The sequence below is a fragment of the Pseudarthrobacter sp. J47 genome, assembly GCF_049810315.1.
Classification (GTDB): Bacteria; Actinomycetota; Actinomycetes; order Actinomycetales; family Micrococcaceae; genus Arthrobacter.
This window is the reverse complement of the sequence record NZ_CP187358.1, coordinates 3357543-3371619: the sequence shown is the minus strand read 5'-3', so window position 1 is coordinate 3371619 and position 14077 is coordinate 3357543. Positions and strand designations below refer to the sequence as shown.

At 66.6% G+C, this 14077-nt stretch carries 16 protein-coding genes; 8 read left to right on the top strand and 8 right to left on the bottom strand.

Annotation, left to right across the window (positions count from 1 at the left end):
- Positions 1-921 carry a DMT family transporter gene (locus ACPJW8_RS15505; RefSeq protein WP_330187110.1) on the bottom strand — a complete coding sequence of 307 codons (921 nt, stop codon included), beginning with the start codon at positions 919-921 and terminating at the stop codon, positions 1-3.
- Here ACPJW8_RS15505 and ACPJW8_RS15500 point away from each other — a divergent pair.
- Positions 920-2338: a PLP-dependent aminotransferase family protein gene (locus ACPJW8_RS15500; RefSeq protein WP_330187111.1), complete on the top strand. Its 1419-nt coding sequence runs from the start codon at positions 920-922 to the stop codon at positions 2336-2338. The genes ACPJW8_RS15505 and ACPJW8_RS15500 overlap by 2 nt on opposite strands.
- A gap of 164 nt (positions 2339-2502) precedes the next feature.
- Positions 2503-4011, top strand: coding sequence for a GH1 family beta-glucosidase (locus tag ACPJW8_RS15495; protein ID WP_330187112.1), 1509 nt, complete (start codon positions 2503-2505; stop codon positions 4009-4011).
- A gap of 7 nt (positions 4012-4018) precedes the next feature.
- On the opposite strand, the gene ACPJW8_RS15490 is transcribed toward ACPJW8_RS15495, so the two are convergent.
- Genes ACPJW8_RS15490 through ACPJW8_RS15480 form a run of 3 tightly spaced genes read right to left on the bottom strand, consistent with a single transcriptional unit; the run spans position 4019 to position 6684 of the window.
- The gene (locus ACPJW8_RS15490; protein ID WP_330187113.1) at positions 4019-5119 is read right to left on the bottom strand and encodes an App1 family protein; all 1101 of its coding nucleotides are present in this window, start codon (positions 5117-5119) and stop codon (positions 4019-4021) included.
- Between the two features lie 51 nt (positions 5120-5170).
- Positions 5171-5899 carry a DUF72 domain-containing protein gene (locus tag ACPJW8_RS15485; RefSeq protein ID WP_330187114.1) on the bottom strand — a complete coding sequence of 243 codons (729 nt, stop codon included), beginning with the start codon at positions 5897-5899 and terminating at the stop codon, positions 5171-5173.
- Between the two features lie 50 nt (positions 5900-5949).
- A complete protein-coding gene (locus ACPJW8_RS15480) occupies positions 5950-6684 on the bottom strand; it encodes a GAF and ANTAR domain-containing protein (protein WP_330187115.1) in 735 nt (244 codons plus the stop codon).
- A 147-nt stretch (positions 6685-6831) separates the two neighbouring features.
- Between ACPJW8_RS15480 and ACPJW8_RS15475 the strand changes: the two genes are divergently transcribed.
- The 3 genes from ACPJW8_RS15475 to ACPJW8_RS15465 all read left to right on the top strand — a co-directional run bounded on the left by ACPJW8_RS15475 (position 6832) and on the right by ACPJW8_RS15465 (position 9691).
- The gene (locus ACPJW8_RS15475; RefSeq protein ID WP_330187116.1) at positions 6832-8616 is read left to right on the top strand and encodes a glycoside hydrolase family 15 protein; all 1785 of its coding nucleotides are present in this window, start codon (positions 6832-6834) and stop codon (positions 8614-8616) included.
- Between the two features lie 101 nt (positions 8617-8717).
- Positions 8718-9002 carry a hypothetical protein gene (locus tag ACPJW8_RS15470; RefSeq protein WP_330187117.1) on the top strand — a complete coding sequence of 95 codons (285 nt, stop codon included), beginning with the start codon at positions 8718-8720 and terminating at the stop codon, positions 9000-9002.
- Positions 9002-9691 carry an HAD family hydrolase gene (locus ACPJW8_RS15465; protein ID WP_330187118.1) on the top strand — a complete coding sequence of 230 codons (690 nt, stop codon included), beginning with the start codon at positions 9002-9004 and terminating at the stop codon, positions 9689-9691. Before ACPJW8_RS15470 ends, ACPJW8_RS15465 begins: the two co-directional genes overlap by 1 nt.
- A gap of 1 nt (position 9692) precedes the next feature.
- Here the strand turns inward: ACPJW8_RS15465 and ACPJW8_RS15460 are convergent, their stop codons facing one another.
- Both ACPJW8_RS15460 and ACPJW8_RS15455 read right to left on the bottom strand, forming a co-directional pair.
- On the bottom strand, positions 9693-9923 hold the full coding sequence (locus ACPJW8_RS15460; RefSeq protein ID WP_330187119.1) for a hypothetical protein: 231 nt from the start codon (positions 9921-9923) through the stop codon (positions 9693-9695).
- A 55-nt stretch (positions 9924-9978) separates the two neighbouring features.
- Entirely contained in the window at positions 9979-10785 is an 807-nt protein-coding gene (locus ACPJW8_RS15455) for an SDR family oxidoreductase (RefSeq protein ID WP_330187120.1), read from the bottom strand.
- A gap of 136 nt (positions 10786-10921) precedes the next feature.
- Between ACPJW8_RS15455 and ACPJW8_RS15450 the strand changes: the two genes are divergently transcribed.
- Together ACPJW8_RS15450 and ACPJW8_RS15445 are read left to right on the top strand one after the other, a co-directional pair.
- Positions 10922-11236 carry a hypothetical protein gene (locus tag ACPJW8_RS15450; RefSeq protein ID WP_330187121.1) on the top strand — a complete coding sequence of 105 codons (315 nt, stop codon included), beginning with the start codon at positions 10922-10924 and terminating at the stop codon, positions 11234-11236.
- A gap of 65 nt (positions 11237-11301) precedes the next feature.
- Positions 11302-12282 carry an aldo/keto reductase gene (locus ACPJW8_RS15445; RefSeq protein ID WP_330187122.1) on the top strand — a complete coding sequence of 327 codons (981 nt, stop codon included), beginning with the start codon at positions 11302-11304 and terminating at the stop codon, positions 12280-12282.
- A gap of 24 nt (positions 12283-12306) precedes the next feature.
- On the opposite strand, the gene nboR is transcribed toward ACPJW8_RS15445, so the two are convergent.
- A complete protein-coding gene (nboR, locus tag ACPJW8_RS15440; protein WP_330187123.1) occupies positions 12307-12912 on the bottom strand; it encodes a nicotine blue oxidoreductase in 606 nt (201 codons plus the stop codon).
- Between the two features lie 126 nt (positions 12913-13038).
- On the opposite strand from nboR, the gene ACPJW8_RS15435 reads away from it, so the two are divergent.
- Positions 13039-13683 carry a Pr6Pr family membrane protein gene (locus tag ACPJW8_RS15435; protein ID WP_330187124.1) on the top strand — a complete coding sequence of 215 codons (645 nt, stop codon included), beginning with the start codon at positions 13039-13041 and terminating at the stop codon, positions 13681-13683.
- On the opposite strand, the gene ACPJW8_RS15430 is transcribed toward ACPJW8_RS15435, so the two are convergent.
- Positions 13680-14075 (bottom strand): sterol carrier family protein, encoded by a 396-nt coding sequence (locus tag ACPJW8_RS15430; protein WP_330187125.1) that lies wholly within the window; start codon positions 14073-14075, stop codon positions 13680-13682. The two genes, ACPJW8_RS15435 and ACPJW8_RS15430, sit on opposite strands and share 4 nt — an antisense overlap.
- Between the last annotated feature and the right edge of the window lie 2 nt (positions 14076-14077).

The following is a 14077-nucleotide window of genomic DNA, read 5'->3' as shown; positions in this document are numbered from 1 at the left end:
CTAGCGCCGGAGCCGGACCCGGACCGCGATTCCGGCGCACAGGATCACGGCCAGGCCACCCACCATGGTGGTCCAGGTCAGCTCCTCACCCAGCATGAGTCCGGCCCAGCAGATGCTGAGGACGGGCTGGACCAGCTGGATCTGGCTGACCTGGGCCATGGGCCCGATCGCCAGGCCGCGGTACCAGGCGAAGAAGCCCAGGAACATGCTCACCACGCCGAGGTAGGCGAAGGCTGCCCACTGCTCCAGATTTCCGGAGGGTGGCTGCTCCGCCATGGCTACGAGCGTAAGCGCCACCATCAGGGGAGAGGCCAGCACCAGGCTCCAGGAAACGGTTTGCCAAGCGCCCAGTTCGCGGGCCAGCAAGCCGCCTTCCGCGTATCCGATGGCTGCGGCGGCCACCGCGCCAAGCAGCAGCAGGTCAGGCCATTGCAGGTGCAGGCCGCCGCCGGAGTGCATCACTGCGAAGACGACGGCGGCCAGGGCACCGGCCAGTGTTGCCCACCAGAACGCCGGCGGAAGTTTCTCGCGGCCGCGGAGCGCTGCCGCGGTGGCGGTGGCTGCGGGGAGCAGGGCGATCACCACGGCACCGTGGCTGGCGGGGGTGGTGGTGAGGGCGTAGGACGTGAGCAGCGGAAACCCGACGACGATGCCCCCGGCGGTGACAGCAAGCCGGCGCCATTGGATACCTTGGGGCAGCCGTTGCCGGGTCAGTGCCAGGGCGGCGGCGGCGAGAACCGCGGCGACTACGGCCCGTCCGGAGCCGATGAAGAGTGCAGACATACCTTCGACGGCCACGCGGGTGAAGGGGACGGTAAAAGAGAATGCTGCTACTCCGAGGAGGCCCCATAGGAGCCCGGACCGGGAATGTTCCGGTACCACGCCTTGAATTTGGGCAGTAGCGCTACTATTGGCTCTCATGAATAACGATAGCAGCTCGAGGATTGTGGAGCGACTGTCCGCCTGGATAGCAGGCGCTGCTCCCGGCGCCCGGCTGCCGTCCACACGCTCGCTCGTAACCGAATTCCAGGCCAGCCCGGTCACCGTCCAGAAAGCGCTCCAGACGTTGACTGCCCGTGGCCTGGTGGAAAGCCGGCCCGGTGTTGGCACCTTCGTGCGCGCGGTCCGAACCGCCAGGCCCGCGGATTACGGCTGGCAGACTGCGGCGCTGCGGGCGTCACAGGGGCCGCGGCGGACGGCGGTGACGGCGTTGCGGGACGCGCCGAACCACGTTATTGCCTTCCACTCGGGCTACCCGGACCGTGAACTCCTGCCCGAACGGCTGGTCCGTACGGCGCTGGCCCGGGCTGCCCGGAGCGATGCCGCCATCAGCCGCCCGCCCGCCTCCGGGCTTCCGGAACTGCAGTCCTGGTTTGCGCAGGGGCTCGCCGCCAGCACTCCGGCCGGTGTCACGCCGCCCACGCCGGCTGACGTGGTGGTGCTGCCCGGCAGCCAGAGCGGCCTCAGCTCGATTTTCCGGGCGCTTCCGGGCAACGGCCAGCCGGTCCTGATGGAATCGCCGACCTATTGGGGCGCGATCCTGGCGGCCGCCCAGGTGGGTGTTCCGGTGGTCCCCGTACCCAGCGGCCCGGATGGGCCCGATCCCGCTGAGCTGGCCCGGGCCTTCGAGGAGAGCGGGTCCCGGCTGTTCTATGCCCAGCCCAACTACGCCAACCCCACCGGGGCACAATGGTCCGCAGACCGCCGTCGGGAGATCCTTGACGTGGCCCGGCAGTATGGGGCGTTCATTGTTGAGGATGACTGGGCGCACGATTTCGGCATCACCACCAGCCCCGTTCCGTTGGCAGGCATGGACGATTCAGGGCACGTCGTCTACCTGCGGTCGCTGACCAAGAGTGTTTCGCCGGCCATCCGGGTGGCAGCGGTGATTGCCCGTGGCCCGGCGCGCGAACGGCTGCAGGCGGACAGGGCCGCCGAATCCATGTACGTCAGCGGACTGTTGCAGGCGGCAGCGCTGGACGTCGTCACCCAGCCCGGCTGGCAGGCGCACCTTCGCAGCCTCCGCCACCAGCTGCAGTCGCGGCGGGACTTTCTGGTGGTCAGCCTCCGGGAGCACGCGCCGGAGGTGCACATCACGCGGGTCCCCGAGGGCGGGCTGAACCTCTGGGTGCGGCTGCCGGATGCGGTGGATCCGGTCAGGCTGGGGGCCGACTGCGAGCGTGAAGGCGTGATGATCGCAGCCGGCGCGGAGTGGTTCCCGGCCGAGCCCGCCGGTCCGTACCTCCGGCTCAACTACGCGGGCCCCAACCCCGCCGGGTTTGGGGAGGGTGCCCGGATTATCGGCCGGTGCATGAGCACCCAACTGACTGGCAGGTAACGCTCCCAAACCGCCGTTTGGGAGCATCTAATGCGAGTTACCTGGGCTGGGGAGGGCGGGGACTCGTCAGTCCGCGCAGGGTGTGCGATTCTGGGACCTTAGGGGCTTGGCGGTCCGGAAAAAGTCACGGACCCAGGGGCCCCGGGAAGTGAGGAACGGCGTCCATGCACATCAGTGCCAAGGAACTGGCGGCCCTGATCCCGCCGGATTTCACCCTGGGTGTGGCAACTTCGGCCTTCCAGATTGAGGGGGCGGTGAACGAGGGTGGCCGCGGCCCGGCCGGGTGGGATGTTTTCGCCACCAAGGAGGGCGCGATCGTCAGCAACCACAGCCCCGCGGTAGCTGCCGACCACTACCACCGGATGCCCGCCGACGTCGAACTTTTGAAGCAGCTGGGGGTGGATTCCTACCGGTTCTCCCTTGCCTGGCCCCGCATCCAGCCCACCGGGAAAGGTCCGGCCAACCAGGCGGGGCTGGACTTCTATGACCGGCTGATCGATGAGCTCCTGGCCAACGGAATCTCGCCCATGGCCACCCTTTACCACTGGGACACCCCGTTGCCCCTGGATGACGACGGCGGGTGGATGAACCGGGACACCGCCTACCGGCTGGGCGAATTCGCGGCGATTGCTGCCGAGGCGTTCGGTGACCGGGTGGACCGCTGGGTCACCATCAATGAACCCGCCACCGTCACGGCCAACGGCTATGCGCTGGGGCTCCATGCCCCGGGGGAGAAGCTCTTCCTGAAGTCTTTCCCCACTGTGCACCACCAGCTCCTGGGGCACGGGCTGGCGTTGCAGGCATTGCGCAACGCCAAGGTGGCCGGAGAGGTGGGCATGACCAACGTCTATTCGCCCACCGTGCCCAACTCGATCAACCCGCTGGACAAGATTGCCGCCGGCATCCTGGACCTGGCCCAGAACCGGCTCTACGCCGATCCGGTGCTCACCGGCAACTACCCGGACATGATCCGCGCCGCCAAGTTCTTCTCCTCCTTCGACCACCCGGCGGAGGATATGAAGCTGATCTCCCAGCCGCTGGATTTCTACGGGCTCAACTACTACATGCCCACCAGGGTGGCGGCAGGCCAGGGCGACGGCGTGGTGCCCCAGGGTATGGCGGATGCACTGGGCGAGGACATGGACGAGCAGTCAGGAGTGACGCCCTTCCACATCACGCCGTGGCCGGACACACCCACCACGGCGTACGGCTGGCCGGTCAAGCCGGAGTACCTGGCGGTGGCGCTGAAGGAGATGGCCGAGCGCTACCCGAACCTGCCCCCGGTGATCATCACGGAAGGCGGCGCCAGCTTCGAGGACATTGTGGTGCGGGACAAGTCCACCAACCGCAGCTTCATTCCTGACGAGCGGCGGCTCAAGTACCTGTCAGACCACCTGGAAACCGCGCTGCGCGCCACGGCTCCCGGTGGCGAGGCGGAATCGATCGACCTGCGCGGATACTACGTGTGGTCGCTGCTGGACAACTTCGAATGGTCCGGCGGCTACGAGCAGCGGTTCGGGCTGGTCCACGTGGACTTTGAAACGCAGGAACGCAGCCCCAAGGCGTCCTACTACTGGTTCCAGGAGTTAATTGAGGAGCGGAAGCTGGTTTCCAGCGCAGACCAGGCGGTGGCCGCGGCCGCAACAGGCACCGGGCCGGAGGTAGTGCCGTAGGCGCCCGTTACATCAGCCCCAGGTTCTCCAGGCGTCGGGCGATCCCGGCGCCGTCCGGTGAGTAGATCCACGGCACCTGCTCGGCGCTGTGGTCCCCGTGTTCGCTGTGCCCGCCGGCCAGCACGGATTCGCTGACGGACAGCTGGCGGATGGCAATGGCGGCCACCTTGTCCGGGAATTTGGCGGAAAACTCGGAGTAGATCTGCTCGTCATGCTGGCCGTTGTCGCCGATCAGCAGCCACTTCATGCCCGGAAATTCGCTGGCCAGCCGTTCCAGGTTGCGGTGCTTGTGTTCCTGCCCGCTGCGGAACCAGCGGTCCGCCGTGAGGCCCCAGTCCGTCAGCAGCAGGGCGCCGGCGGGGTACATGTTCCGGGCAAGGAATCTGGCAAGGGTGGGGGCGGCATTCCAGGGTCCGGTGGAGAGGTAGATGACCGGGGTGTCCGGGTGTCGGACCGTCATCCGATCCAACAGCACGGCCATGCCGGGCGTGGCCATCCTGGCGCGTTCGCTCAGCACAAACGTGTTCCAGAGGGCAAGGAAAGGCCGGGGCAGGGCGGTGACCATCACGGTGTCGTCAATGTCGCTGACAATGCCCAGCCGGGTTTCCGGGCCGATCACCTGGACCTGGGCCTGCGCTTCCTCGGCGTCGTTGGTGCGGAAGGTGACGGTGTGCCAGCCGGGTTCCAGCTGCACCTTGATGACCTCGTCCACCAGACCGCCGCGGTCCGCCTTTACGCGGGTGTGCACGCCGCCGATCTCGATGTCCACGTCCGCGTGCTGGATGGGCGTGCTGGTGAAAGCCCGCCAGCCGCGGACGTTCTGGGTGCCGTTGCGGACGGCGGTGTCCGCCCGGCTGCCGGGCTTGGGCGAGCTGGCCAGCAGTACCCTGCCGAACACGCGCACCCATTCCGTGGAGCCGTAGCCGTAGTAGGCGATCATCTTGGGTTTGAAGTTCCAGCCGCGGGCCAGCTTCAACCGGATACCGTTGGCGGCGTCGGAAACCCTGTGCGCCAGCCGCAGTGCGGGGGTTCCGACGGCGGCAGCCGGCTGTGCCGTGTTGTCATCGGCAGGGTGCTGCGAGGGGGAGTCCTGTCGGGCCGTTTCCATGGGGTCCACTCTGCCACAGCCGGGCGTTGCGGGCGCCCCGGTACCGGCACATTACTGCCCCAGTAAGCCCCGCAAAGTCAGTGCGTTCCGCACCGCGTTGCCGCCGCCGTCGTTGTTGAAATACGCGTAGACGTCCTGCCCGGCTCCGTCCCACTCACGGATCCGGTCCGCCCACCAATGGAGGTCCGCGTCCGAGTAGGAACCACCGTAAAGGTGCTGGTGGTCCGGCCCGTGCAGGCGCACATAGGTGAAGTCCGACGTCGAGCGCAGCACGCAGGGCAGGCCGGCGCCGCTCATCACGCAGTACGCGGCCCGGTGGTGTTCCAGGATGCGGTACACGTCCTCGTGTTCCCAGGATGGATGGCGGAATTCGACGGCGGTCCTGATCCAGTCCGGAAGGCTGGCCAGGAAGTAGTCCAGCCGGGCGTCGTCGCGAGCCATGTCCGGGGGCAACTGGGCCAGGAGTACGGCGCGGCGTGGGCCCAGTTCGTGCCAGCAGCGGCTGATCCGTTCCACCCAAACCTCAGGCGTGAGCAGCCGCTTGCCGTGCGTCAGTCCACGCGGTGCCTTGACGGACATGGCGAAACCTTCCGGCAGCCGGTTCCGCCAGCTGGCAAAGGAGGTGTCCCGGGGCCAGCGGTAGAAGCTGGCATTTAACTCGACCGTGCTGAAACGGTCCGTGTAGTACGCCAGGCGCTTCGCTGCGGGCAGGCCAGGCGGATACAGCACGTTCTCCCAGTGGTCGTAGCTCCACCCGGAGGTGCCGATCTGGATGCCCACGCGTCCCCTTTCCGCAGTCCCGGCGTTCGCTGTCCTGGTCTTCCCCGGGTCTAGTCGAAGTGCGTGCGCAGCTCGCCGCCGCCTGCCGATTGGACGATAGCCACCGCGACGTCCCGGAGTTTCATGTTCCGGCTGCTGGAGGCGGACTTGATGAGCCGGATGGCTTCCTCCTGGCTGCAGCGGTTCTGGCCGATGATCACGCCGATCGCTGTGTCGATCACCGTTCGTGCTTCCATGGCGGCCCGCAGGTGGTTGGCCGTTTCCGTGCTGTTGGCCAGCCGGACGGCCAGGCTCAGCCCCGTGGAGGCCTGCTCCACCAAGCCGATTGCTTCCTTCACTTCGTCCTGGCCGAAGGCCTTGGGCTGGTCGGAATAGAGGTTGAGCCCTGCCCGGGCCTCATCTCCGGTGAGCTCGAACGGCACCGCAAGGACTGACCGGATGCCCCGTTTGACGATGACGTCGCTGTATTCGGGCCACGTCTGGTCCCTGGAAAGGTCGGGGACGTGGATCAGGACTTTCTCGCGGCAGGCTTTCAGGCACGGGCCGTCCTTGAACTTGTACTGGACTTCATCCAGCTGTTGGGCTTCGTTGCTGCTTGAAGCAACCGTGAAGGCAGACCGTTGGCGCATCAGCGTGATGCCGGCAAGGACCTTGCCGTTGGGCCCGGACAGTGCCTCGGCGCAATGCCGTGCCAGTTCAGCCAGGAAGTCCTCCACATCCTGCGTGTCCAGCAGCAGGTCCTGGATCTTTTCTATGACGGATGTGTGGGTGGAAGGTTCGGTCATGATGGCTCCGGCTGGTGCGGCGCGCGTGGAGCGCGGTGCGTGGTGCGCCCCCAAAGGGCGCAGGGTTGATACCCGCTGGCAACTGCATACCGTCCCTTCAGACTACACCCGGGGCCGCACGGCGGACCTTGTGGCAACCTTGGACTCATGGCACTCATTGAGGACTACGCAATGGTGGGGGACCTTCACACGGCGGCCCTGATCAGTACCGAAGGTTCCATCGACTGGATGTGCCTGCCGCGGTTTGATTCCCCGGCGTGCTTCAACGCGCTCCTGGACGCACCGGAGGCCGGGCGCTGGCTGTTGGCTCCCGACGGCGGAGGGCGCTGTACCAGCCGGCGGTACCTTGAACAGACACTCGTCCTGGAAACCACGTGGGAGACTTCCGGGGGCACGGTCCGGGTCCTGGACTTCATGCCGCCCCGTGACGAGGTGGCCGATATTGTCCGGATCGTGGAAGGCGTCAGCGGCAGCGTCAGGATGCGCGGCGAGCTGGTGCTCCGGTTCGACTACGGGCACGTCATCCCGTGGGTCCGCAGGGACAAAGCGGGCCTGCACGCCATAGCGGGGCCGGATTCGGTCTACCTGGTAACTCCCGCGCCGCTGCACGGCGAAAACATGCACACCGTCAGCGACTTCACGGTCGAGGCCGGCCAGCGCGTGCCCTTCGTCCTGACGTGGGCGCCCAGCCACAAGCCGCGGCCCCGGTCCGTGGACGCGGAACTGGTGCTGGAGCAGACCGTGACCTTCTGGCGTGAGTGGATGGAAAGGTGCACGGTGGGCGGACCCTACCGTGCCGCCGTCGAACGTTCCCTGATCACCTTGAAGGCGCTGACCTACGCGCCTACCGGCGGGATTGTGGCGGCGGTGACCACATCGCTCCCGGAGCAGCCGGGCGGTCCGCGGAACTGGGATTACCGGTATTGCTGGCTGCGTGACGGTACGTTGACGCTCCAGGCACTGCTGGCGGTGGGTTACACAGAGGAGGCCGCCCGCTGGCGGGACTGGCTCCTCCGGGCCGTCGCCGGCGATCCCGCCGATCTGCAGATCATGTACGGGATCCACGGCGAGCGGCGGCTGCCGGAAACCGATATTCCATGGCTTCGCGGGTACGAGGACTCACGGCCCGTGCGGATCGGAAACGGCGCCGCGGACCAGCTGCAGCTGGACGTCTGGGGAGAAGTCCTGGACTGCCTGGCCCTGACCCGGCACTCCCTGCTCAAACACAGCGATGAGGCGTGGGCCCTGCAGAAAACCCTGATGCGCCACCTGGAGAAGATCTGGGACCAGCCGGACAACGGGCTCTGGGAAATGCGCGGACCGCGCCGCCATTTCACGCATTCGAAGGTGATGGCGTGGGTTGCTGCGGACCGGATGGTCAAGGGCGTGCAGGAATGGGGCCTGGATGGCCCGGTGGAGCGTTGGGAGCGGCTGCGCGAGACCATCCGGGCGGACATTATGGCCAACGGTTATGACCCGGCCCGCAACACGTTTGTCCAGGCGTATGGGCGGCCCGAACTGGACGCGAGCCTGCTCCTGATTCCCCGCGTGGGCTTCCTGCCGCCGGATGATCCGAAGGTCCTGGGCACCATCGACGCCGTCCAGGAGGAGCTGAGCCAGGACGGCTTTGTGCTGCGTTACCGCCCGGAAGTGAGCGACGACGGGCTGCCGGGCAACGAGGGGGTTTTCCTGGCCTGCTCCTTCTGGCTGGTCGAAGCACTGTTGGGTGCCGGCCGCCGCGGGGAAGCCACCGAACTGTTTGAGCGGCTGCTGAAGCTGCAGAATGATGTTGGCCTGCTCAGTGAGGAGTGGGCCGTGAACGCGGGCCGGCAGCTGGGCAACACGCCGCAGGCCTTCAGCCACTTCGCCCTGGTCACCAGCGCCATCGCCCTGCAGCAGGCCGAGGCCCCCCGGAGCGACGAGCCCCTTTAACTGCGGCCCGGTTGGGCGATGAGCGATAAAATAAGTACACTTACTAAATGCGGGGAGGCCCCGCGGCTCACGATGAAGTGAACAAAGGGGAGTGGTGTTAAATGTCCGGGTATTTTGAACTCGTGGACGCACCCGACGGCGGCTACCGGATCAGGATGTTGGACGGTACCGGGAAACTGATGGCCATCTCCGTCACCTTCCCCACAAAACGCGCGGCCGTGGCAGGAGTGTCCAGGGCCCGGGAAATCGCCGGAACCGGACTCATCCGGGACCGCAGCCATGAGGCCCGCGGTTCCCGGAACGGCAAGGTCAGCCACGGTCCGGTTGGCCACGGGATTAACCACGGCGCGGCCGGCCACGGCACGCAGGCTGCCGCGGGATCGTGATGCCGCCGCATTCATCCGCACCGCGTGCGGTGATTTTCGACGTCGACGGCACGCTGGTGGACTCGGCCTACCTTCACACGCTGGCGTGGTGGCAGGCCTTCCGGCAGGCCGGATTCATCGTCCCGATGGCCCGGATCCACAGGCTCGTGGGCATGACGGGCAAAAAACTGGTGGACGAGGCACTGCCGGCGGACAGGGATCCTGAAGTGGATTCGGAGATCCTGGCGTCCCACAGCGCCATCTTCGCAACGTTCTGGCCGTCACTGCAGGCGGTGGACGGCGCCCGGGACCTGCTGGCGCGCTGCAGGGAACTCGGCCTGAAGGTGGTGCTCGCAACGTCCGCCCGGGACAGGGACCTGCAGGAACTGCGCCGGGCCATCGACGCTGACGGCTTTATCGATGCCGCCACCAGTTCCAAGGACGTCACGGCGAGCAAGCCGGAGCCGGACATCCTGCTGGCTGCCCTGGAGCGGGTGGGTGTTGCCGTGGAGCACGCGGTCTTTGTGGGGGACGCGGTGTGGGACATGATGGCCGCCGGCCGGGCCGGAATGCCCGCCGTTGGGGTCCTGTGTGGCGGCACGGGCGAGGCGGAGTTGCGTGAAGCCGGCGCGGCCGAGGTTTACAGCGGGCCGGATGAGCTGCTGGCCAAGCTGGACAGCAGCTCCATCGGGAAGCTCGCGGAAGGCTGAGCTATTCAGGCAGCGGGTCCTCGATGGCCTCGGCTTTGTCCCAGGAAACCTTCACGGAGACGCCGCCGTCGTGGTCGCGGTGGATGCTGGTGATGACGTCCTCGGCCAGCGCCCCCATCGCCATGATTTTCTCCTGGTACCCGGCCACGAGGTGGGCGAGGGTCTCTTCACTCCATTCGCCCGGACGCATCCGGGTGGAGATTTCCACAGGTTCTGGATCGTAGATGGACATGCTGCCGCCTTCCGTCGCTGATGGTGCACAGTTTACTGATATTCAAGGTTTCCGGTCAGTTCTTCCCGTTTTCACGCCACTCGTTGGATGAGAGGTGCGCGCAGCCCATGGGTCCCATCTGCAGCATTCCGCCGTCCACGGGCCAGGATGCTCCGGTGACATACGCCGCGGCAGGTGACGCCAGGAAATTCACGACGGCGGCAATCTCCACTGCGCGTCCGGAACGTCCCAGGGGGATGCCGGGGTTCATGTCCGGCTCCGGGTCATCGCCCTCCCTGCCGGACATCGGCGTCGAGATGGCGCCGGGCGCCACTGAGTTGGCAGTGATGCCGAATTCGGACAGTTCCAGCGCAATCGTCTTGATCAGCCCGCCCAGGCCGTGCTTCGCGGCAACATAGGCGGAGGCGTGGACCTTCGGCTGGGTCTCGTGGACTGATGTCACAGCGATGATCCTGCCGCCCCGGCCGGCGTCCACCATGTGCCGTGCTGCCGCCTGGATGCAGACGAACGCGCCGTTGAGGTTGATGTCCATGGTCTGCTTCCACGTGTCCGGATCCAGTTCCAGGAAGCTGCGGCCATCACCGGCTCCGGCGTTATTCACGAAGACGTCCACGCCGCCCAAGTCCTGGATGAGTGCCTCGATCACGGCGCCGCAGCCCGGGACATCGCTGGTATCCAGCTGCCGGACATACGCCTTGCGGCCCGCCTCGCGCACCTGGTCCGCGGTGTGTCCAGCGCCGTCGCGGTCCGAATGCCAGGTGATGCCGACGTCCATGCCGGCCCGGGCCAACTCCACTGCGGTGGCCCGTCCGATCCCGGAGTCGCTGCCGGTGACTATCGCCGTTCGGGGTGCAAAATCCATGGGGTTTGTCCTCCTCTGGTTCGGGCCTCAGACACTCAGATTTTCAACCTAACGCCGCAACGGCCCGCCGTCGAGCGTCCGGAGGAGGTTGTTCCAGTCCAGACAGCCTGTTCAGGGGTGTACTAGGGTGTGGGGCATGGGGGATACAGCATCGAATCATGAACAGAACCGTGCCTCCGGGGGCGGAACCGTGCACTGGCTGCAGTGGCTGCTGCCCGTCCTCGCGGTGGCGGTGGCCGTAACGGGCCTGGTGGTGATCCTGACATCCTCCCCGACCCAAGGCTGGTTCGCGTACGCGCCGCTCAGCACGGATTTCGGATTCGTGGCCGGGAACGCCGTCATCCTGAACAGGCAGGAACTGGCTGGCTGGGCCGTGGTGGGCCTGGGAATTGCCCTCTTGGTGTTCTGGCTCGGATACCGGATCGGCACCCGCAACGCGCGTCGCAGCTGACTCCGCTTCCTGTCCGGAGGCGCGAAATCTGCCGTCATATATTCCGTCCGACGTATAGTCGAACGATGGAACAACGCACACTCGGAAAAACAGGACGTAACGTCTCCACCGTAGGGCTGGGCACGTGGCAGCTTGGAGCCGACTGGGGAAACGTAGACGCCCAGCAGGCCCGCGGCATTCTTGAGGCGTCCGTGGAAGCCGGGGTGACGCTCTTTGATACCGCGGACGTCTACGGTGACGGACGCAGCGAACAGGCCATCGGCGCCTTCCTGGCCGACAACCCGGACCTGGACATCACGGTGGCAACAAAGATGGGCCGCCGCGTGGAACAGGAGGCCCGGCATTACAACCTCGCAAACTTCCGCGAATGGGTTGACCGGTCGCGGAAGAACCTGCGCACGGACCGGCTGGACCTGGTGCAGCTGCACTGCCCGCCGTCGTCGGTCTACAGCAGCAATGAGGTTTACGACGCCCTGGACACCCTGGTGGCAGAAGGTGCCATCGCCAACTACGGCGTGAGTGTGGAGCGCACTGACGAGGCCCTCGAAGCCATCCGCCACGAAGGGACCGCGTCCGTCCAGATCATCCTCAACGCTTTCCGCCTCAAGCCGCTGGACGAGGTGCTGCCCGCAGCCAAGGCCGCCGGCGTGGGGATCATTGCCCGGGTTCCGCTGGCATCCGGGCTGCTGTCCGGGAAGTACACGAAGGACACTGCTTTCGCGGCCAACGACCACCGGAACTACAACCGGGACGGCAGCTCGTTCGACGTCGGCGAGACCTTCTCCGGAGTGGATTACGCCCAGGGGCTGAAGGCCGCCTCTGAGTTCCAGGCCATTGTTCCGGAGGGCTCTACGGCTGCCCAGGCCGCCATCGCGTGGATCATCGCGCAGGACGGCGTCAGCTCAGTCATTCCCGGTGCCCGCAGCGTTGAACAGGCCAGGCTCAACGCCGCCGCCGGGGATCTTGCTCTTGATGCCAATTTCGACGCCGGCGTCCGCTGGATCTACGACCACTACTTCCGCGAATCAATCCACCCCCGCTGGTAACGGGGCCGTAGCCGGCAGTGCCGGCTACGGCTCCAGGAGCGGCAGCTGGGCCGGCGTATCGATGTCAGCGCCCGTATCCAGGTCGCTGCAGTCCACCAGGTCCACCAGGCCGGAGTTGGCCTGCAGGAAGGCGCGGGCCCCGGCGTCCCCGGTGGCCGACGCCGCGGCTCCGGCCCGGAGTGATGCGTCAATCACGAGGGGGTGGCCGCGCCTGATTTTCCCGCCTGCGTCCTGGTAGGCGGCAGCTGTGACCCTGCCGGGCCGGTGGTTTCCCAGCAGTCTCTTGACAAGTTCCGGCGATGCTCCGGGCTGGTCCACCAGCGCTATCAGGACGTCGTCCGCCGGATCCGCAGCGGCCAGGCCTGTCCTGAGTGAGCCGGCCATGCCGGATGCCCAGTCCGGGTTGTCCACCACCGTGCAGCGGGCCAGCCCGGGGAGCTTGTGCACGGCCTCGCCACCCGCCCCGGCCACGACCACCACGTGCTGGATGCCGCCGTCGAACAGTACGTCCGCCTGGACCTCCACAAGGGTGCGGCCGCGGAACGGAAGCAGGGCCTTGGGGCCCCGCCCCAGCCGGGTGCCGGCACCCGCAGCAAGCAGCACCGCCGTCGTATGTTGCGCCTGTTGCATTTGTAGTTCCTGGAGCCCCATTTCAACACCATAGCTGCGCGGCCCTGGAACGGGGCTGCCGTGGCCTAGGATCAACTCATGATGGCAAACCGGGGGTAAGCGCTTTTCAGATTCTTCTTTGCGGCATTGGGGTTCGCGGCGATCGCGTCCCAATTCGCTTTCAACGTCCAGAACATTGACGATTACCGCCCGCTGAACTTTTTCAGCTTCTTCACGATTGAATCGAACATTATTGCCGTGGCGGCTTTCGCTATCGGCGGCTGGTACGCCTGGAAGGGGCAGAGCCCGCGCTGGCTCGAATTCCTACGCGGCGGGGCCACCATGTACATGACGATCACCGGCATTGTGTACAGCCTGCTGCTGAGCAATGTCCAGGTGGATACTGCGGTGCCGTGGATTAACGTGGTGCTGCACTACACAGTGCCTACCGTGGTGGTGATCGACTGGCTGGTGGACCTGCCCCGACGGCGGATCTCACTCAAGGAATCGCTGGTTTTCCTGGCCTTTCCACTGCTGTACCTGGTCTACAGCCTGATCCGCGGGCCCATTGCCGACTGGTACCCCTACCCGTTCCTGGATCCGCGGATTGACGGCTACGGCAACGTTGCAGTGATGTCCGTGCTGATCGCGCTGGTGGCGTTCGTCCTGGCAGTCATCATGGCGTTGTCCACCCGGCTCCAGAACACCGTTCCGCACCCGGCGTCGGTGCCTGCAACTGATCAAACCGCTGGTCAAACGGCCGGTGGGGCGGCCGGGCAAACGGGCAGCTAGAGCGGGAGCAGCGCGGACAGGTCTGCCCGCAGGCCTGAGGCTGCCACCTTGCCGGCCTGCACGGCCTCGTCCCAGCTCAACCGGCCGGTAACCATCGCCAGCCAGGTGGCGGCGTCGCACTCAATGACATTGGGGGGTGTCCCGCGCGTATGCCGCGGGCCCTCCACGCACTGCGTCACCCCGAATGGCGGCACACGGACCTCCACGGAATTGCCGGGCGCCCGGGCAGTGATCTCCTCAAGCGAATAGCGGACGGCGGTGGCGGTCACGGACCGGGCCACTTGCGGCGGTGCGGACTCCCCGGTGGCAGCTTCCTGAGTGGCAGCTTCCCGCCACGCCCCGAGGGCGGCCCTGCCCTCTTCGATATCGATCCGGCGGCGTGCTACAGCCATGG